This window comes from Shewanella sp. 10N.261.52.F9, from assembly GCF_041471165.1.
GTDB classification, from domain to species: Bacteria; Pseudomonadota; Gammaproteobacteria; order Enterobacterales; family Shewanellaceae; genus Shewanella; species Shewanella marinintestina.
Genome location: NZ_JBFRNX010000030.1, coordinates 52,888 through 73,920, shown reverse-complemented (window position 1 = coordinate 73,920; position 21,033 = coordinate 52,888). Strand labels below are relative to the sequence as shown.

The 21,033-nt window shown below is 44.7% G+C and carries 14 protein-coding genes; 2 read left to right on the top strand and 12 right to left on the bottom strand.

The genetic code is table 11. The features are described 5' to 3' along the window. Positions 1-203 precede the first annotated feature (203 nt). From AB4298_RS19180 to pmbA, 4 genes are all read right to left on the bottom strand, one after another. On the bottom strand, positions 204-1,214 hold the full coding sequence (locus AB4298_RS19180) for an ArsJ-associated glyceraldehyde-3-phosphate dehydrogenase (RefSeq protein ID WP_371987962.1): 1,011 nt from the start codon (positions 1,212-1,214) through the stop codon (positions 204-206). A gap of 150 nt (positions 1,215-1,364) precedes the next feature. Next, positions 1,365-2,399 (bottom strand): ACR3 family arsenite efflux transporter, encoded by a 1,035-nt coding sequence (gene arsB, locus AB4298_RS19175; RefSeq protein ID WP_371987961.1) that lies wholly within the window; start codon positions 2,397-2,399, stop codon positions 1,365-1,367. A 57-nt stretch (positions 2,400-2,456) separates the two neighbouring features. Next, positions 2,457-2,801: a metalloregulator ArsR/SmtB family transcription factor gene (locus AB4298_RS19170; protein ID WP_248999043.1), complete on the bottom strand. Its 345-nt coding sequence runs from the start codon at positions 2,799-2,801 to the stop codon at positions 2,457-2,459. Positions 2,802-3,068: 267 nt separating this feature from the next. Further along, positions 3,069-4,409 (bottom strand): metalloprotease PmbA, encoded by a 1,341-nt coding sequence (gene pmbA / locus AB4298_RS19165; protein ID WP_371987960.1) that lies wholly within the window; start codon positions 4,407-4,409, stop codon positions 3,069-3,071. Positions 4,410-4,637: 228 nt separating this feature from the next. Here pmbA and yjgA point away from each other — a divergent pair, with 228 nt between their 5' ends. Both yjgA and AB4298_RS19155 read left to right on the top strand, forming a co-directional pair. Continuing rightward, entirely contained in the window at positions 4,638-5,180 is a 543-nt protein-coding gene (gene yjgA, locus AB4298_RS19160) for a ribosome biogenesis factor YjgA (protein WP_248999041.1), read from the top strand. A gap of 152 nt (positions 5,181-5,332) precedes the next feature. Further along, positions 5,333-7,852, top strand: coding sequence for an Ig-like domain-containing protein (locus tag AB4298_RS19155; protein ID WP_371987959.1), 2,520 nt, complete (start codon positions 5,333-5,335; stop codon positions 7,850-7,852). Between the two features lie 206 nt (positions 7,853-8,058). On the opposite strand, the gene AB4298_RS19150 is transcribed toward AB4298_RS19155, so the two are convergent. From AB4298_RS19150 to rng, 8 genes are all read right to left on the bottom strand, one after another. Next, positions 8,059-9,195 carry an ABC transporter permease gene (locus tag AB4298_RS19150; RefSeq protein WP_371987958.1) on the bottom strand — a complete coding sequence of 379 codons (1,137 nt, stop codon included), beginning with the start codon at positions 9,193-9,195 and terminating at the stop codon, positions 8,059-8,061. 2 nt (positions 9,196-9,197) lie between these two features. Beyond that, positions 9,198-10,364, bottom strand: coding sequence for an ABC transporter permease (locus tag AB4298_RS19145; protein WP_371987957.1), 1,167 nt, complete (start codon positions 10,362-10,364; stop codon positions 9,198-9,200). Positions 10,365-10,383: 19 nt separating this feature from the next. Next, positions 10,384-11,355 carry an HlyD family secretion protein gene (locus AB4298_RS19140; RefSeq protein ID WP_248999037.1) on the bottom strand — a complete coding sequence of 324 codons (972 nt, stop codon included), beginning with the start codon at positions 11,353-11,355 and terminating at the stop codon, positions 10,384-10,386. After that, positions 11,345-12,736, bottom strand: a complete 1,392-nt coding sequence (locus AB4298_RS19135; RefSeq protein WP_371987956.1) for a TolC family protein — start codon at positions 12,734-12,736, stop codon at positions 11,345-11,347. The genes AB4298_RS19140 and AB4298_RS19135 overlap by 11 nt, the downstream gene beginning before the upstream one ends. 201 nt (positions 12,737-12,937) lie before the next feature. Then, on the bottom strand, positions 12,938-14,386 hold the full coding sequence (gene tldD / locus AB4298_RS19130) for a metalloprotease TldD (RefSeq protein WP_248999035.1): 1,449 nt from the start codon (positions 14,384-14,386) through the stop codon (positions 12,938-12,940). A gap of 89 nt (positions 14,387-14,475) precedes the next feature. After that, the gene (locus AB4298_RS19125) at positions 14,476-15,303 is read right to left on the bottom strand and encodes a carbon-nitrogen hydrolase family protein (RefSeq protein ID WP_371987954.1); all 828 of its coding nucleotides are present in this window, start codon (positions 15,301-15,303) and stop codon (positions 14,476-14,478) included. Further along, a complete protein-coding gene (locus AB4298_RS19120) occupies positions 15,227-19,492 on the bottom strand; it encodes a YhdP family protein (protein ID WP_371987953.1) in 4,266 nt (1,421 codons plus the stop codon). Before AB4298_RS19120 ends, AB4298_RS19125 begins: the two co-directional genes overlap by 77 nt. Further along, positions 19,492-20,958, bottom strand: a complete 1,467-nt coding sequence (rng, locus tag AB4298_RS19115) for a ribonuclease G (RefSeq protein ID WP_371987964.1) — start codon at positions 20,956-20,958, stop codon at positions 19,492-19,494. The genes AB4298_RS19120 and rng overlap by 1 nt, the downstream gene beginning before the upstream one ends. Positions 20,959-21,033: the final 75 nt, after the last annotated feature.

Here is a 21,033-nt window from a genome sequence, read left to right as displayed (position 1 = left end):
CAACTACTGCTTAATACTCTCAGGCAATAAACGAAGTTTTGTTAGCACGATCAAACCAACTAAACCAATTACTTACGATTTTGCTATACAGGATAAGAGGAGATAGCTTAGTCACGACTAGAACGCTATCTCCCAGCTTGCACCGTATTGGCTTTTGTTATTTTTTCTAGGATCTAGAACCTGCTCTTCCTAGGACCTTCTATTTAAGCCTGATCCATCTTACCTACCATAATGGCAAGCTCGGCAGTACGGTTAGCATAGCCCCACTCGTTGTCGTACCAAACATACAACTTCACTTGTGTGCCGTTAACAACCATAGTCGAAGGTGCATCGATAATACTGGAGCGCGGATCGGTTTTATAATCAACCGACACCAATGGGCGCTCTTCATAACCTAAAATGCCTTTTAACTCGCCCTCAGCAGCTTCACGTAGCAATTGATTCACCTCTGCTTCCGTAGTATCACGATGTAGCTCAAACACGCAGTCGGTAATCGAGGCATTCGCTAGCGGCACACGCACTGCATGGCCATTTAGCTTGCCTTTTAGCTCAGGAAAAATATGGGTAATCGCCGTTGCGCTACCAGTCGTTGTTGGGATCAAACTTAAGCCACAGGCACGGGCACGACGTAGATCTTTATGCGGCGCATCAAGGATCGTCTGGGTATTGGTGATGTCATGGATAGTGGTCATTGAACCGTGCTTGATACCGATCTTCTCGTGGATCACTTTTACCACAGGTGCCAAACAGTTAGTGGTGCAAGAAGCTGCCGTCACGATCGGGTGAATCGCCTTATCATAAAGATCGTGATTCACGCCCATCACGACATTAAGCACCCCGTCTTCTTTTACTGGCGCGGTAACAACGACTCTTTTAACACCTTGATCTAAGTAAGCTTGCAGTAATGCTTTGGTTTTCATCACGCCAGAAGCTTCAATCACCACATCGCAGCTAGACCAATCAGTCTCTGAGATCGCTTTATTGCGCGTAGTGGTAATACGCTGACTTCCAATTACGATATCAGAGCCGTCTGCCGTTGCTTCTTCTGACCAACGACCATGCACTGAGTCAAAAGTTAATAGGTGTGCTAGTGTATTTGCATCACCAGCTGGATCGTTGATCTGTACAAATTCAACATCGCTATTATGCCAAGCCGATCTTAATGCTAAACGCCCCATTCTACCGAAGCCATTGATACCAATTTTGATTGTCATAGTCATCTCTTAATCTGTTCTGAGTTTAAGTTAACTGTTTTGCTTACATCTATCTTGCTCAAGGGTTATTACTGAACATATTTGCAGAGCTAACTTTGCAAATATTAAGTTCAATACTTGCAAGATATAGCCCCTATTACTTGCTATTACTTAACTGCTTGCTTCATCTTCGGCAAACAGATGACGACTGCGATTAGCAATAGCCACCAATGACAGCATTACCGGCACTTCAACCAACACACCGACTACGGTCGCGAGCGCAGCGCCAGAATGTAAACCAAACAATGAAATGGCTACCGCTACCGCTAGCTCAAAAAAATTAGATGTGGCAATCATGCAAGCTGGCGCAGCCACTTTATGAGTCAGTTTCATTTTCTTAGCAGCATAAAATGCAATGAAGAAAATACCGTAGGTCTGAATTAATAACGGGATTGCTATCAACGCAATGTTTTGCGGCTGGGCAATAATGGTTTCTGCTTGAAAACCAAATAGCAGCACCACAGTGGCTAACAAGCCCACCATAGACCAAGGCTTTAACTTAGCAACAAATGCATTTAACTGAGAATCATCGCCCTTTTTCTGTAATAAATGGCGAGTAACGGCACCTGCAACCAGTGGCAGAACAACATATAAACCCACAGAAGATAACAAGGTGGCCCAAGGTACCTGAATGTCGCTAACACCTAGCAGTAATGCGGTAATTGGCGCAAAAGCGACAACCATAATTAAGTCGTTAACCGATACTTGCACTAAGGTGTAATTCGGATCGCCCTTGGTAAGTTGGCTCCAGACAAAGACCATTGCAGTACAAGGTGCAACGCCAAGCAGGATCATTCCGGCGATATATTCACTGGCCGTGGCAGGGTCAACTAAATCGACAAAGAAAACCCTGAAGAATAACCAACCTAATGCCGCCATTGTAAAAGGCTTAATTAACCAGTTAAGTACTAAAGTCAGCACTAAGCCTTTGGGGCTTTTACCCACATCTTTGACTGCTGAAAAGTCAATTTGCACCATCATTGGATAGATCATTACCCAGATCAGTACAGCTATCACTAGGTTAACGTGGGCGTATTCCAGCCCAGCAACCACCGCAAACGTATCTGGAGATAAATTACCTAGAAACACACCTGCGAGGATGGCTAAGCCCACCCACACACTTAAATAACGTTCGAAAATACCCATAATCTTTGGCCTATAACAATGATGGTGGCACTCAGTTACAACATGAGTGCTTAGCAGTTAGCAGCAGTTTTTAACTCTTTCAGGACGGTCACCCATCTGCTGTAAGTTAGTTAAATTTTCGCTAATAAGATTGGCCTGCTCCTTAGCCAAAGTTTGCATAATCTCACTAGCCCAACTAGGCAGCTGTGGATTAATGCAGTAAAAAATCCACTGACCCTGACGTCTATCAACCAGCAAACCTAGTTTGCGCAATTGTGCTAAATGGCGTGAGATTTTTGGTTGGATCTCGTCAAGTGCCGTCATTAGCTCACAAACACACAGTTCTGATTCAGCCTGGATCAGCAATAAACTGCGTAGTCGTGTGTCATCGGCCAGCGCCTTAAAAAACGTTAAAGGTGTCATCTCAATTTCTCGATATATTAAATGTACGAAATATCGTATATACGAAAAATAATATATATGATTTTTCGCATGTTCAAGTGTTAATTTAATTTTCTAAGTAAAAGATCCCATTGCTCATAACAGGGATCCTAGCCAAACATTTAAGATCCAATTACTTATGGCCTTTAATGCCAATCAGAATAAAATTATCAAACCTAAATTTTAGCCAATAAAAAAGGCTTCCCGAAGGAAGCCTTTATCTGCATTTAACTATCAGCATGAAGCTACTTAGTTACCAGCGATCTTCATCTTATCCATTAAGATCCCACCAGTACGAATTGATGAACGCAGATCTCTATCTTTAGCCACAGCAACGATATTCTTGTACATATCTTTAAGATTACCGGCGATGGTGATCTCTTCAACTGGGTACAAAATCACACCATTTTCAACATAGAAACCCGCTGCACCACGAGAGTAATCACCAGTTACAGTGTTAACGCCTTGGCCCATTACTTCAGTCACAATCAAGCCAGTGCCCATCTCTTTAACTAACTGATCAAAGGTTTGCCCTGTTGTAGATAGCGTCCAGTTATAAATCCCACCCGCATGACCTGTGTTAGCGATGCCAAGTTTACGTGCGGAATAGCTGGTCGTTAAATATGTTGCCAAACGACCGTTATCGATAATATCACGTGCTTGAGTCGCTACCCCTTCACTGTCGTAAGCCGCACTTGCCAATGCCCCTACAAGTAATGGATCTTCATGGATGCTGAACCAGTCTGGGAAAACTTGAGTATCAATCGCATCCAGTAGGAAGCTCGACTTACGATACAGGCTACCACCACTAATCGCACCGACTAAATGGCCCATTAAACCGGTAGCGATTTCAGGCGAAAACAGCACAGGTAGCTGAGTTGTGGCAATCTTTCGACCACCAAGTCGACCCGCAGTTTTCTCAGCCGCTTTACGACCAATTAACTCAGGTGCACACATCTCATTAAATTTACGCGCAACGGTATAGTCATAGTCACGTTGCATACCGCCTTCGTGCTCACCAATCGCGACACAGCTAAGGCTGTAACGAGAACTACAGAAACCATTTAAGAAACCGTGGCTATTACCATAAACCTTCACGCTTGAGTGAGCGTTAGCACTGGCACCATCAGAGGTTTGTACACGTTTGTCAGTATCTAGCGCCGCTTCTTCAGCTAATACAGCAAGGCGAGTTAACTCTTCAGGTGAAATATCTTCAGGGTGGTATAAATCAAGATCTGGAAACTGTGTCGCCATTAACGACCTTTCAGCCAGACCATTAAATTCATCGGCAGAGGTGAAGCGCGCTATGTCATCAGCGGCTTTAACTGCGAGTTCAATGGCGGCCTTGCTCAAGTCTGATGTAGATGAGCTACCTTTGCAGCCATCCCTGAAAACGGTAATACCTAAGGCACCATCTTTGTTAAATTCAACAGTTTCAACTTCTTTCATTCGAGTTGAAACTGACAAGCCTTGCTGCTTGCTAATGGCTACTTCGGCACCAGAAGTGCCCAATGTTTTTGCGTATTCCAGCGCCATTGACACAGCGTCTTTCAAGGAATCCAATTCAATATCAATGCTAGGTGAAGACACAGCTCTACTCTTTAATTGTCGGCAATGGCGCTAGCATAACAAACCCAAATGCCAATCACATTAAATAATCCCGCTATAGCAAGTATAAGGACTTTAGCAATTGCTAGAAAAATAACCGCTAAACAAGCGCTAAAACTCATAAGAAAGCGGGCTAGGGTCAAAAATAGGAAAGGAAATAACCAAGTTTAGATGTTATTATTAGCACAGAATTTGTAAGAGATTGTAGATATGAAGATTGTCGGTGACTCAGAACACTTCCACCAGCCTTATGACAAAGATGACAACTACGAAAGTAGAGCGGACGCTAAACGCGAAATCGCCATCTATCAAGAATATGGCAATAGATTAGTAGCACTTAGTAAGAGCCAAGTAGAAAAGCTAAATCTTGACGAAACGCTTTACGATAATGTCTTGAAAGCTAAAACAATCAAGATTAATACCGAAGCGCACCGTCGTCATATTCAGTACATTGGCAAGCTAATGCGTTACGTAGATCTCGAAGAACTTGAGGTCGCGATTAAGAACGTACTGAACCAAAACAGTAATGAAAGTGCTAAAACTAACGTTGCAGATAAGACTCGCGATCAGTTAATTGCTGAAGGCGACTCTGCTGTACAAGCGCTTATTGAGCAGCACCCTGAATTTGACAGACAAAAGCTACGTCAGTTAGTCCGTCAAACTAAAAAAGAGCTTTCTAAAAATGCTGATATTGAAGCGTCTAAGACAGCTAAAGAATTAAGTAAATATTTACGTAACGAGATCAAAGATTAATCGTTACATATATAGACATCAACGCTATATAACTACACAATAGCTCCCTAAGTCTTTAACAGGCTTAGGGAGCTTTTTTATGGCTATTAATCAGCCATTCTATGGTTCTTTTCTAAAATCCTGTACAAATTTGTAGCACAAGGAATATGCACATGCGCCTGCCCTCAAAATTGGCTAGCCTGCCTTTATCTTTATTTTGTCTATCAATATTAGGTGGCTGTAATGGCGCATCAGATGACAACAGTGATACCGACAACGGCGGCACTTATAGCCTGTCGTTAAGCTATAAAACTGTTGTTGATGGAAAATGTGCAGAGCCAACTAACTCACTCAGCTTTGACGCCAATGGTACTTTTTGTGCTGTTGCTCACCTTAAGCAAGACAACAGTAATCGCAGTGGCAAGATAATCAACTTTGCAACAACGTTTGGTGAGCTATCAGTCACCGATAAACTAACGAATTCAAATGGCCAAGCTGAAGTTATTGTGAGTAACTCTTCTGGTGCAGAAGGCGCTGGAACCTTAACCGCAAGTTTTTCTGAAGGCGAAAACAACGCTAGTGCGACTCGCAATTTTGAATTCACTGCGACCACTTCTCCGTCAGAGCCTAAATTCACTTTAAATAGCGCTATTATCAACGGCACAACTGTCGTTACCCAGTTTAAAGCAGAAGAAACCGTACAGCTACAGGCAACCTTTTTAGATGAACAAGGCCAAGGCGTCGCGGGTAAAATGGCGACCTTTACAGCCGGTAACGCCAGTTTAAATCCAAGTTCAGCACTAACCAAAGACAATGGTATTGCTCAAGTTAGCTATACCGCTAGCGAAACCGAACTTGGCGCAGCAAACTTTTCCGTGACCCTAGAAAGTGATGGTAAAACCTACCAAAGCTCTGGCTTATATGAAGTACTAGCTAAAGATGCAGTTAGCGACGATGGCGTGATTGTTATCGGTCACTTTTCAGACGACCGTAAGACTTTTACTGAAAACGAATTAGCCACAACACTGCCAGGTGACAAAACCGTTAGCGCAGGTGGTACATTTGGTGTCACTGCGGACTTAGCCACTAAGAACGATGATGGCACCTATACGCCTTTGCAAACTCCAACCAGCGTAACCTTTAGTTCTAGCTGCGTGCTTAGCAACGATGCTAGCATCGACTCACCAGTCACTACCCTTTCAGGTACAGCAAGCTCGACGTTCCAAAACACTAGCTGCAGTGGTAATAGTCAACGCGATGACCAAATTACAGCGTCTGTGGTTGCCGGTAACCAGACCGTTTCAGCGATCTTAGATTTCTCTCTCGCGAGCCAAACTTTAGCGAATTTAAGCTTTGTGTCAGCGGAGCCAACTTCAATCCGAATTAAAGGTGCTGGCGGTACAGGTTCAAGTGAGTCATCTCTAATCACCTTTAAAGTGGCCGATGCCAATGGTCAACCGATTGCTCAGCAAACGGTTGATTTTTCGCTTGATACTACCGTGGGCGGCATCACATTCGCCAATGACAGCATTACTAGCAGCAATACTAGTAACTCGGCAGGTCTTGTTAGCGCGACCGTACTGTCAGGCACGATGCCAACGCCGGTGCGCGTATTAGCAACTGCGACAAACAGCGATGGCGAGTCAGTAACCACCCAGTCTGAACAGCTAACAATCAATACAGGTTTACCACAACAACTAGGTTTTAGCTTATCGAGCAGCTTATTTAATCCTGAAGCAGGCAACCACAATGGTGAAAAAGTCTCTATTACGGCTTATGCTTCAGACAGTTTTGGTAACCCGGCGCCAGATGACACCACCATAAACTTCACCTCAGAAGGTGGTCAAATTCAGCCTAGTTGTGTAACGGTTGCAGGCACTTGCAGCGTTGAGTGGACAGCTGCGAATCCGCGCGTACCCGATCACCGCATCACTGTTTTAGCCTACGCTTTAGGCCATGAGACCTTCTTCGATACTAACGGTAATAACATCTTTGATGACGAAGATGGTGGCGCTATTGCATCAGCCTGTTTAAAAGCTAATGGAGATGCGGTTGCATGTTCAGGCAATGGTATGGATATTGAGACATATCATTCTCAAGGCTTTAGTGATTTAGGCGATGCTTTCCGTGATGACGATGAGTCATTCACTCACACAGCGGGTGAACCCTATTTTAATACAGCTTCAAGCTCCAGCTATCAAACCGCTGACGGTAAGTTTAACGGCCCACAATGCACTGGTAATTTATGTGGTGAAAACCAAGCCAACAAAACCTACATCCGTAAAGCGCTTATCATGACAATGTCAGGCTCTACTGCGCATTTTGAAATCCATCAAGATGGCAAACTTATCTATACCGATGGCCAGCAAGAAATCACCACAGTAGCTATCCCAGCAGGAGGTTTTTCAATTTTTGATGTGCGCTTCTTCGATAGCGCCAACCAAATCATGCCTGCTGGCACAAACTTGACCACCACAGCAAGTAAAGGTGAGCTTGATGCAGACCCTTATGAAGTGCAAAACCGCAATAGCCATGGTGGCAGTAGTACAAGCTTTGTGTTGACCAATGATATTGACCCGACCAGTACTGATGAACCAACTAAAACTAGCTTAGTCTCACTAAAAGTTGAAACACCGAAAGCGATAAAATCAGGCATTTCATTTAGCGTGGAGCTATCAGCCCCGCAACCTTAATTGCTATTGCTAAAGCGATTGAGTCGCTAAAAAATAAAAAGCCCGTGTTCAACATAATGAACACGGGCTTTTTAATGTTTATCTACCGAGATATAGCCAGGTGTAGCTTCCCGATTTATCAAAGTATTATTCTCAGATAAACCCTTAACTCAAGCTTCAGCGTATACCTGTCTATTCGCATCAGTATCAGCTAGCTAAATGGAGTGTTAACTTGCAGGTTTTAAACGCTTAGATGTGCCCCAATAAGCCAAGCTAAAGAACACTATAACCATCGCCCACAATTGCAGCCATTGCGGCATAATGCTCTGCCACGATGCGCCCATTTGATTTAGCTCTAACATGGCCATAATCCCCGGTACTGCCGGTACAATTTGCGAAACAGCCACCACAGCCTCAGGAATCAGCGCTGTTGGCCACACAAAACCCGACACAAACAATATCGGCATAGATACCAGCAGTAATACTTGGGTGGGCAGATCACGGCGGGTAAACAGGCTGCTAAAGGCGATCCCTGCTGCCGTAGTCGCCAAGAGGAATGGCAACATCAATAGCGCAACTTGGCCAATGCTTGCTTGCAAGCTAACATCATACCAATAGTAACAATACCCCACGTAGTAACTGCTGAGCAGGCTATAAATCACCATAAACGCCGCCATGCGACCACAAATGAGTTTAAACGGACTAACATCACGCCAATAGCCTTTATCTCGCCACTGGCTTGCGCCAAGAATGCTAGTGCCAATCAACAAGGTTTGGTGCAGGATAAGTAAAAACAGCCCCGGTACAATATATGGGGTATAGCCTAAGCTTGGGTTAAACGCTGGAATACTATTGAGTTTAACCACATTAAGGCTCTGCTCCACCGCTGTTGCGTTTTCGCCTTTAGCTAACATACCTAAACGCTGAATATTCTTGCCGGCATCAATACCTGCAGAAATCAGCCCTTCTGCCACCGCCGAGTAAATTAAAAAGTAACTGGCATCACCGCCATAACTTAAGGTCACGCCACTTCCTAATAGCAAGTCACGTCTAAAATCTGCTGGGATCACTAGCAAACCGTGGGCTCGGCCGGTTTCAATCCAGCGCTTCGCTTCATCTATTGAACCCAGCTCTGCAATCACCTTAATCTTAGGGCTAGCATCAGCATGGCGGATCAGCTGGCGACTAAGGGATGAATGATCATGGTCTATCACCACTAATTGCTGCTCGGTCGGCACTTGGTGCAAATACGGTAATGGATACAAAATTGAATAAAACAGCACTCCACCAAATACAGTGATGACGATTGTTTTATCTGCTAATACGGCTTTAAGTTCAGCCCAAATAAGTTGTAAGAAGCTCATTGTTATTGCCCCTTAATCATGGGGCTAATTTCAGCCTGTTCATTAACAGCTGGAAAGCCTTTTTTGGCAAAAATACTGATAGGGATTAATAACAACAGAAAGCCCCAATAACTGAGTATTTGCGGCAAACTGGCAATCAGGCTTTGACCGTAACTGACGACCGCAATATGGGTTTCAATATAGTGACTCGTTGGCATAATCACTCGCCACCACTGGGCGAGTTGTGGCATTTCATGGGTCGGAAATGTCACCCCCATAAATGCAAAGGCAGGTGCAAACATCGCAGTACAAAAACTTATCACTCGCGCGCTATCTTTAAGGGCAAAGAAGATGGCTAATACCATTAACCATACCGCAAGTAACATGACGGTTTGAGCAATCAAAAGTACAGCGATACTGCCAGCAATGGGTAAGCCAAGATACAAGTAAATAAGCGCGAGAATAAAGCCGCCATGGAGCAAGACTAATGGCGTGTAAAATAATATTTTAGCGCCAACCACTTTCCATACGCCTAATTCATACCACTGCGCAGTGGTGTTCCAGCGAAGTTCGCGGTTTAGGCTATTGGCAAACACCATCATAGCCACCAGCTGCAACAGCGCAATGAGAACCGGCGGCACTAAAAAGCCCACATAGTTATTGTTGCGGTTAAACAGTGCGGTGGTTTGGCTACTCACCGGGTTTAAATTAACCGCCACTCTTTGCATTGGCACCCCTGCCGCAAGCAATTTAAGTTCGCCTAAGGGCTTTAAGCCATCAGCCATACTGGCCTGTAACTGGCTTGATAATAACTTACCCACCAGCAAGAATTGGCTGTTATATCGAATATCTATGGTAGGTGTTTTTGAGGTTAATAAATCACGTTTGAGACCATAAGGCAGCACTAGCAAAGCATAAACTTCACCTTGCTGCATTGCCGCCTCGGCGCTCGGGATCCCTGTATAACTAATTGGTTTAGTGACCGGATTAGCTTGCAGCTGCCGCGCTAATGCGCGGCTGGTTTGACTGTTATCTAAATCAACCACTGCCACGGGTAACTGCCTCGGCAGCCCCGCACTAAAAAGTAACCAAAGAGCAATAATGCTGATTAGCGGAATATAGCTTATTAACGCCAGCTGCCAAGGATCGTCTTGCAGGGCGGTGAACTCTCGTTTGAGCGCCTTTATCAAAGCCTTGCCCTCTCAGCTCTTAAAGCGTGAATAACACCGACATGCCTACACGTAAATCTGCAATAGGCTTATTAGGACGTAACTCAACCTGGAAAGTACGCATATCAAAGTCATGACCACTTTCAGTTGCACGCCAAGTCGCAAAATCACCCATCACCGAAATATGGCTTACGGTAAATTCGACTTGCTGCTCAAGTGCAGGAATATTCAGCTTGAGGACATCACCTTGCTTAAACTGCTTTAATTGATCTTCACGTACTTGGAACACCGCCCAAGCATCGCTCATATCAATTAAGCTCACCACAGGGAAACCACTTGGTGCTAGCTCACCAGCTTGTAACAATACTTCGCTGATCTCACCGGTTTTAGGTGAACGCATTTGGCTATCAGCCAAAATCGCTGTGACTTCGTTAACTGCACCTTCTGCCATGCGAGCATTACCTGCAGCAGCGGCTTTGGTTTCCACTCGTGCACCTTCATCGGCCATTTGATACATAGCCAGTGCTGCTTGCTCGGTGTATTTAGCCGCTTGCCACTGAGTAAAGGCTTCATCACGCTTCTGTCTTGCTAGCACGCCTTCGTTAAACAAGACTTCTACCCGGTCAAAGGTAGTACGCGCTAATTTTGCTGCCGCTTGCGCCTTGAGCCATTGCTCTTTAGACGCTGCAATTTGTTGCTTACGCGCGCCGTTGTCTGCCTCTTGCTGCATTGCTAGTGCCGCATCTCGGCCGCCTTCAGCTTGCATTAGCTTAGCTTTTAGCTCTGGGCTGTAAATGGCATAAAGTAGGTCGCCCTCATTAACCTTGTCACCACGTCTAACCAGCACTTCTTCTACACGTCCTGGTACTTTAGAAGAGACGTTATATTCACGCGCTTCAATTTGGCCTTGCAGTAGCTGCGGCTTAGGCGTGTAAGCTAGGATTAATCCATATACCAAGGCACCAACTAATATGATTAATGCCGCTGCGGCTAAAATACGGTTAGAACGCATTCGCTTCCCCTTGCATGATACTTCTACCTATAAATTCATCTAGCTGACCGCTAATCGCCATCAGTCTTGCATATGCCTGTACATATCGATACTGCGCGCCTAATTGCTGCGTCGCTACCGCATTCAATTTAAGTTCAGCATCGACCTTTTCAATTGACGTCGATAATCCCTGCTTAAAGGCGATATCTCTAAGACGTTTATTCTCTTCAGCCAAGCTCATAGACGTATTGAGCGACAATACTTCCTCTTGAGCTTGCAACATCTGCCGATAACTTTGATCAAGCAGTAAGTTCAGATCTTGTTGAGTCTGCGCTTTGGTATATCTGGCTTGTAGGAGTGCACTTTGCGCCGCTTCTACTTTGCCACTGCGGCCATCTCGGCTAAGTAACGGCATAGTGAAGCCAACCCCTAACATCCAATCAGGTTCAATTTGGGCAAACAGGCTGTCATCTTCATACAAGGTATAGTTACCGTAGAGGAATACTGTTGGTAGATAACTGCCCTTTTCAACATCTACTAGACCTTGAGCTTGAGCTTCTTTTGCTTCAAGCAGCTTTAGTGCAGGGTGTTGCTTCATCGTTAGCTGGGCTAACTGCGGTAACGAAGGTGAGCTATTTAGCATAAACAGTGGCGATGTAGTGTCGACTTCTCTTTCATGCAGCATGCGTGATAATGCGATCATTGCCATTTCAGATTGACGTTTCGCACTACCGTAACTGACACGAGCATTTTCTAATGCGACTTGGGCGTTGAGGCGCTCAACTTTAGCGATTTGCCCTTGTTGTTCCAGCTTTTGAGCATGCGATGCGTGTAAGGTCAGTGAATCAACCAACTCAGCTTGAGTGTTTGCGAGTGCTTGAGTTACAGCAACTGCGTAGTAGCGATCGACAAGCTGTAAAAACAGTTCACGACTGGTGAGTTTTAGTTGCTGCTCTTTTTCGGCAACGTGAGCTTCATGGATCCCCTGAGCTGCAGAGATTTTGCCGCCGGTATAAATCGGCCACATAGCTTGTAAGCTAGAGCGGAAAATATCTTGCTCAGTGAAAGGGGTAACAAATAAGGAGCCAGGGATCCCGGCCAATGCTCCGCCAAGTGCAGGTGGCAATGTAGCAGGATCAAGTGAGGCTAAAGGATTGAGATCGCGTAGATCCAACTCAATCGGTTTTTCTAAGCGAGTGTAGCTACCAGTCAAGTTAATCGACGGCAAATTCATATCTTCACCGGCTTCGCGTTCAGCTTCTGCGCGGTTAACTTCTTGCGCCCCCGCTTGCAGTTTATCGCTGACTTTCATCAGCTGCTGCCACGCCTCATCAAATGCCATAGTCTTAGCTTGGGCAGTTAACGGCAAAGTAAGTAAAATCGCACACAGCAAACGTTTCATTAGCACCTCTAGAGCTTTTACTCTAATTCCGTTGGTGAATACTATCATTGCTAAATATAGCAAGCTAGGATTTAGGCGAAACTCCTATCGCTAAATCCTAGACTAAACTGAATTTTTTGCTTTACGCCGCTCAATATAAAACTTGAACGGGTTTGCTAAAAAGTACTCGTAAGTAAAGCTGAATGCTTAACCAGCTTGCAATTAAGCGGTACCGCCAACGGTTAACTTATCTAGCTTCAATGTTGGCTGACCGACACCAACTGGTACGCTTTGACCGTCTTTACCACAAACCCCAACACCTTTATCCAAGGCGAGATCATTACCTACCATTGAGATCTGACTCATTGACTCAGGACCATTACCGATTAAGGTTGCACCTTTAATCGCTTGGGTAATTTCACCATCTTCAATCAAATAAGCTTCAGAAGCAGAGAACACGAACTTACCAGAAGTAATGTCCACTTGACCACCACCGAAGTTAGGCGCGTAAATCCCTTTCTTAACCGACTTGATGATCTCGGCAGGATCTGACTCACCGGCTTCCATATAAGTATTGGTCATACGCGGCATAGGCAGGTGAGCATATGACTCACGGCGACCATTACCGGTTGATTGCTCGCCCATCAAGCCAGCATTAAGCTTGTCTTGCATGTAGCCTTTTAAGATGCCGTTTTCAATCAGTACCGTCTTTTGCGTTGGTACACCTTCGTCATCAATCGTTAATGAGCCACGGCGGTTGGCCATGGTGCCGTCATCAACAACGGTAACTAACTCTGACGCCACTTTTTGGCCCACTTTACCGCTAAAGGCACTGCTGCCCTTACGGTTAAAGTCACCCTCAAGACCGTGACCCACAGCTTCATGTAGCAGTACGCCCGGCCAACCCGCACCAAGTACTACCGGCATTTCACCTGCTGGCGCATCAATCGCATGTAAGTTCACTTGCGCTTGGCGCACCGCTTCGCGAGCAAAGGCAAAGCAATAGGGTAGACCATCATCGGCATCCTCAAGCAATACACTGTAGTCATGACGACCACCGCCACCTGATGCACCACGTTCACGCTTACCGTCTTCTTCTAGAATAACGCTACAGTTAAAACGCACTAACGGACGAATATCAGCAGCTAATGTGCCGTCACTTGCCGCCACTAGAATCTCTTCATGTACGCCAGATAAGCTCACAACCACCTGAATAATACGGCTGTCTAAGCTACGAATATAAACATCCGCCTGCTTCAATAGCTCAATCTTTTTCACTTCTTCCATCGCAGCGATTGGATCCGAGCTGATGTAAAGCGCCTTGTTATCCTGCTTTTTCCAAGCATTAACCTGCGCATTACCACCTGCAGTTGCGATACCACGTGCAGCTGTCGCCGCTGCCTCTAATGCTACTGGTGTAATTTCGTCAGCGTAAGCAAAGCCAGTTTTCTCGCCAGTGATAGCGCGAACACCAACACCGCGTTCAATATGAAAGCTGCCGTCTTTAACAATGCCATCTTCCAATACCCAAGACTCATGGCGACTGCCTTGAAAATAGAGATCAGAGAAGTCAATTTGATGCTCATGGATACGCTTTAAATAGCTCTGTAGATCATCTAATGCTAGCCCATCTTGTAATAGGCTTTGTCCAACTTGAGTTAAAAGTGACATCTATTCTCTCTTAATATTATTTCGATAAAATACTGTGGAAAATCTAAACCCACTCAGGGCGAGCTTACATTTACCTTAAATTTATTAGTCTATTTAAGCTGTGGTGATACAAATCGATTGTGGGTCATCACCGGCATTCTTGCACGAATATCTTGTACGCTTTGCAAATCAATATCAGCCTGAAGCCAGCCAGTACCTTCGCGCTTTTGTGCAACAACTTCTCCCCAAGGGCTAACGACCATACTTTGCCCCCAAGTTTCACGGCTCCCCCCGTTGTGCAGCCCCCATTGCGCAGCACCAAACACAAAGCATTGGCTTTCAATCGCCCGCGCTTGCAAGAGTACTTGCCAGTGTGCTTCACCAGTGACTTTAGTAAATGCAGCCGGCAGCGCTATCATCTCAGCGCCAGCTTCGCGCAATGCACGAAAGAGATCAGCAAAGCGAATGTCATAACAAATCGCCAAACCCAGTTTACCCATTGGCGTATCAACAACCACAATACGATCGCCCGGGCAAAATGCGTCACTTTCGCGATACTGCTTAGTGCCGTCGCTAACTTCCACATCAAACAGGTGCAGTTTATCGTATTGACCTAAAACGCTACCATCAGTATTAAAAACATAGCAGCGATTATAAACGCGACCATCTTCAGCCAAAATAGGGATGCTACCTGCAACCAAAACTACCTGATACTCAATCGCTAACTGCGATAAGTCTTGTTTTAGGCTACTGTCTTGTTCGCGAGTTGCATACTGTAACTGCTGGCTTTCTTGACCACCAAATAACAGGCAGCATTCAGGCAGTACCACAAGTTGCGCTGAATCCTTTTTGGTTAGCAGTTTAAGCTGCGACTCGATAAACGCTAGATTGTCGGGTACGCTGCGACTGCTTTGACATTGCAGTAGGCTGACTTGCATTAGACTCTCCCTGTTGATGATTATCTTCTACCGAGACGCTTGGCAAAGCTGCAGGCGTAGCTAATGTTTTTACATCCGCTTTTACATCTTTGACTTGAGTATCCAGTATTTCAACTGCTAATGCTTGAGTATCTTCAGTCTGAGTGTCTGTGGTATGAGTACTTAGACCTTTATTATCAGCGTTAATACTGGCTTTTTGGCTCTCTTTTGGCAATGAAGACTGCGGAGTTACGGCCTGCACTTCAACTCCAGCACTATCGTCCGCCTTCACACTTGGAGTCTGCAGAGGCTGGCCGTTTGGCGGTAACTCTTTTTTAGGTAGGATAGATTCAGGGATTTCAATCTCTTTACTCTTACGCTCAAGCTCTTCGAGTTTAGGTTCTGACATGGTGCCAGTTAATCTAAAGCGGATCTCTGAGATAACTTCTATCACAGGCTCCAAAACCTTAGTTAACGCAAACGCACCTAAGCCAAATGTCCAACCACCGGTGCTGAGTAATACTACTGTCGGTACACTTGAGGCCAACTGCGGTACAAAACGAATATCATAATTTAAGCTTTCGCTCATTAAGTCAGTATAACCACGTACTTTCATATTACCCGCTACCGCGTTCATCTCAGTATCAGTGGTTTTTACTACCCCGTTATCAATCTTTAGCGTACCACCGAAAGAGTCAAAATATAGCCCTTTACCAAATACGTCAGAGAAGTCCAACGAAAGTTTACGTAACAAGGAATCAAGACTAAACAATGAGAAGATTCGTGCCCCTTTATCACTCACTTCCGACAAATGCCCTTTACCTAAATCAAAGCTAACGTCGCCATTTAATGTCTCAAGTGAGAAGGAATATGGCGCTCCCGTCCATGAAATATCTGCTTTTACTGCTGTCGGCGCATCCTTTAGGCCGGGATCTATGCCTAACTGCTGTGATAGATAATCAAACTTAGTCGCGTCGAGATTCAATTGGAAAGAAGTCATATTCTTTCCTTCTGTCATATCCCAATCGCCTTTACCTTTTAGCACCACATTTGGTGTGGTAATCGATACCGTTTGGATCTGATACGAACTTGCTTGCGGCGTACCTTGCAGTACTAAATGACCTAAGGATTTACCATAAAGTGAAAAATCATCAACGTCGACAGCCAGAGGTGGCAGGTTTGCCATAATCGTATCAGACTTATAATGCGCTGTTTCTTCAGTGCGCGTCTCAGGTGACATATGGAACTTAGATGCAACAATTTTCAGACCTTGATTGACCCAGTCAGGGTAAAAATCAATACGGCCATCAAACTCTTTCGATGTAATATCAAAGCGCCAAGCATGTTCTGTTGGCTGAGCACTAAAATGCAGATCAGCCAAAGGCTGCCCCATCAGATTAAGATCATTAAAGTCAGCATCAATAGATGCTAGAGCTGGGAAAAAACTCGCAGGCTTGGCCTGTTCACTATCTGATACCGATAACTCAGACTTCCCCTGAGCCACAAAGCCTTCGATTATCGGTAACCAAGGGGAAAACTCGGTATTATCAATATCGATTTGCAAGTGCCCCTTGCTTTTACGTAACTGATCACCAGGCTTAAATAGTCGCCCAAGTAAAATATCATAATGGGCTAATGCGTTGCCTGAGTCAGCATCAAAGCCTCCCCAAAACTCCATTTGATTAGCTAATTTTATACCCAGCGACGCCTGTTTGTTGTCGCCAATAAGCTCTGCGACTAACTTTCTTGGCTCATCTTTGCCTTTGGTAAAAGGCTCTGGTAACAGCAGGTTTGCCCCTAATAGATCTGACTCAACTCTGGCTTGAATACGATAGCCTATAGGATCAAAAATCAACCTTAAATCGCCGCTCCAATCTGCTTGGCCGGTATAATAATAGCTTAAGGGGTTTTGCAGCTCTTCAGGTAGATCTGTTAATTGCCATTGTCCATCTAGCTCAACAGTGACACCGTAGTTTTTATTCATACTTTCGGTGTGAAAACTAAATTGCAGCGGTTGCTGGTACATTGCCGCAGTAAAACCTGAACCACTCACTACGTCGTTCACAAATTGCAGTTGCCCATTAACCCTGTCTAGCTGGATCCCCGGTTCAGTAATATACACAGGTGTATCTTTAAAATTAACCGTGCCTTTAATCACTTCGCTCTCACCATCATAGAGTGGAATGCTCAGATCAATTTGGCCAGTGATATCACCAGAAACCTGTACTACATCTAACGTCGCACCAACGGAATCGACTAGCGGTGATTTTTGAATGACTTCATTCGCCGCCTCAGCTTGAGTTGCAAGATCTAGCTTAACCTGCAATAAGCTCTTTTCTCCCAGAGCTGGAATGCCAATATAAGCGCCGCTAGCGTTTACCCCCAACAGCTGACCTTGATTGATCCAAAGATCCATTGCATCGTTTTCAAATAGTGCAGAAAGGTTTAGTTGATCAACTGCAGGCCAACTTGGTTCAAACTCAAAGGTTGCATTTGCTAAAGTGAAGCCCGCCTGAAAAAGGCCATCATGATTGGCATAGGGGTAGTCAGTAAATGCACCATGCCACAACACTACCGCATCATCGGTGTTACCCGCTTGAAGCGCTTCAGTTAAGTAGCTAACTAAAGAGCTACTCATGCCATTTAATGGAAAATACTCGTGTATATTGGCGACATCATGCAGCTCCACATTGGCCAGCAATGCCATGTGTACCGCATCTGAAAATTCTAGCCTTACCCCAGCTTTTACATCTAAATCCGCATTACTAAAATGTACTTTTGGTAGTGATAAAGCCTGATCGGCTAAGTTGAACTCACCGTTAAAGGCATCGGCTTGCAATGCTATAGGTGCTGCAAATGCCCCATTAAAATCTAAATTGTAATCTTGCTTAGGCAAAGCAAATACTAGCGAATCGCCTACAAGGCTAATCTGCGCATCAATCGCAGCAATTCCCAGTATGGAATCGTTAGGTTTCCAACCGACTTGTTCTAGGTGAAAAGACACTTCTGGTTGGGCTAATAATTTATCCCAATGCGCACGCACATCGCTGATTTCTCCACTAGGATTTAATGACTGCCACGTCTTCAATCCCGCCAGTTCGACGCCAGGGATCAACGGCAATAACGGTAACAGTTTATCGAATGCCAATTGATTTAAATTAGCATCTACGCCACTATCACTTTTTTGTGCAATTAACTGCAGTGCAGGCCAAGACTCGCCATTAGTTGAAAAATCAAGGTTTTGACTATTAAGCAGCCAGCCTTGTTGATTTGGACGCCAAACCATAGCCCCTGATTCAATCGTAAAACGCTGTGGCTGTTTATTTAAACTCCACTCTAACCAGCTTGGCTGAAACTGCACCGTTACGCCATCAATAGCTCGATTTGAGAAACCTGCCCAAGCTTGCAGATTAACGACCCCTTCGAGTGGTAGTCGCTTACTATTATCAAAAGGATTAGGTTGTCTTGAAGCCCATTCGCCAATATCCAGAGAACTGGCAGCTAAATAGAACTGTCCTTTTAATGACTCCGGTCGGTAACCATTCCCCTTAATATCCACACTTAAAGTTAGCTGTTCGACCTCTGAAGCTTCTTCATCCAGATACACTTTACCTTCAGCTCGGTGGAGCCCTGAAGTATTTCGCCACTTTAAATCTTTAATATAGATGGGACGGTAATCATGCTGTCTACTGAGCAACTGAAAACGAGCGTCAGTGATAGAAAAACGATCGAGCTGCTCCAATAACAATTTGTAGAGCCAGTCGGTTTGCATTGCGGTATTTGATGCAGAGGGCTCAATCGCTTTTAAATGATCTAAATCCAATGCCACATTCACACCATCAAAAATCACATTTTCAATTTGTGGTGAAGCAGTGACTATGCTCTGCCAAAAATCAAATTTCACATGCACTTGATTAAACAGCAAAGTCACGGGGAGGTTATCTTGCGCTGGCAACACAAAATGTTTAACCGTTAACGCAGGACCATATGCCTGCCACTCAGCCGCAAGCTGACCGACTTCGACCTTTACGTTATATTCTGATTTTACGAAATGAATCAGCTCCATACGAACCTGATCAAGCTGCGGCAACAAGCCTCTGAATAAACTCACCATTAATGCAAACAGCACTAAAATAATGGCGAGAAATTGCCAGCTAAAACGTATGAAACTAAAAGAGCGCTTTTTCGGCGCACAGGTATCCGATGGCACTACATTATCACCACATCAAATTTATTCTGCGCATACATAGGTTCACTCTGTAGCCTAACTCGCTTACCAATATAAACTTCAAGCTCACCCAATAGATGGCTTTCGTCGCCTTTCAAGCTTTGGTAAACAGCTGGCGAGCAATACACTAGAAACTCATCAGCATCGTAGCCACGATTTAATCGAATGATCTCTCTAAAAATCTCATAAGATACGGTTTCAACAGTCTTTAAATTGCCAGTGCCTTGGCATGCAGGGCATTCGCCACAAAGCACATGCTCTAGGCTTTCTCGAGTACGCTTACGTGTCATTTCGACTAAACCTAAACCTGAGAAACCACTGATATTGGTTTTAACACGATCGTGAGCTAAAGCGCTTTCTAAGCTGGCAAGCACACGTTTCTTATGATCATTATTGAGCATATCGATAAAGTCGATAATGATAATGCCACCCAAATTACGCAAACGTAATTGACGAGCAATCGCATGCGTTGCTTCTAGGTTGGTGTTAAAAATAGTTTCTTCGAGATTACGATGGCCAACAAAAGCGCCAGTATTGATATCAACAGTGGTCATGGCTTCAGTTTGATCTATGATCAAATAGCCGCCAGATTTAAGCTCAACTTTACGACCAAGCGCGCGTTGCACTTCGTTTTCAACATCATATAGGTCAAAAATAGGGATCGGACCATTGTAGTGCTCAAGCTTTTCAGCGATCTCAGGCATAAACTCTTGCGCAAATTGCTGCAACTCTTCATAGGTCTGCGCTGAATCAACTTGAATTTGATCCAGCTCAGTGCCAACAAAATCACGCACAATTCGTACTGGTAACGCTAAGTCTTGGTATAACAAAGATACACCACGGCGCTTACGGCGCTCACTGACTTTTGCCCATACACGTCTTAAAAATCCAGCATCTTGGATCAATTCATCTTCACCGGCACTTTCTGCCGCGGTGCGAATAATAAATCCGCCGTCATCATCAACAAATGGCTGGGTAATTTTTTTCAAGCGAGCACGCACTGATTCAGACTCAATACGCTGTGATACACCTACATGGCTAGAGCCGGGCATAAACACTAAATAACGAGATGGAAGAGTGATGTCAGTGGTTAAACGCGCACCTTTAGTGCCAAGCGGGTCTTTAACCACCTGCACCATAATATCTTGGCCTTGTCTAACAAGTTCAGCGATATCACGCACTACAAAGTTGCCTTTTTCTACGTCGGCAACGCACTCTGTGTGCGGCACAATATCTGAAGCATGCAAAAATGCAGCTTTATCTAAACCGATATCAACAAACGCAGCCTGCATACCAGGCAGTACACGGCTAACTTTACCTTTATAAATATTGCCCACTAAACCACGCTTCATGCGTCGTTCAATATGGACTTCTTGTAAAACACCATGCTCCACTAATGCCACTCGAGCTTCTGTAGGTGTTACATTGATTAAGAGTTCAGAGCCTATTTTTTTCTGCACTCTGCTTTGCGCGAATCGACTTCTACTCACAACACACCCCACTTAGGGAAACTAAATTAAAAA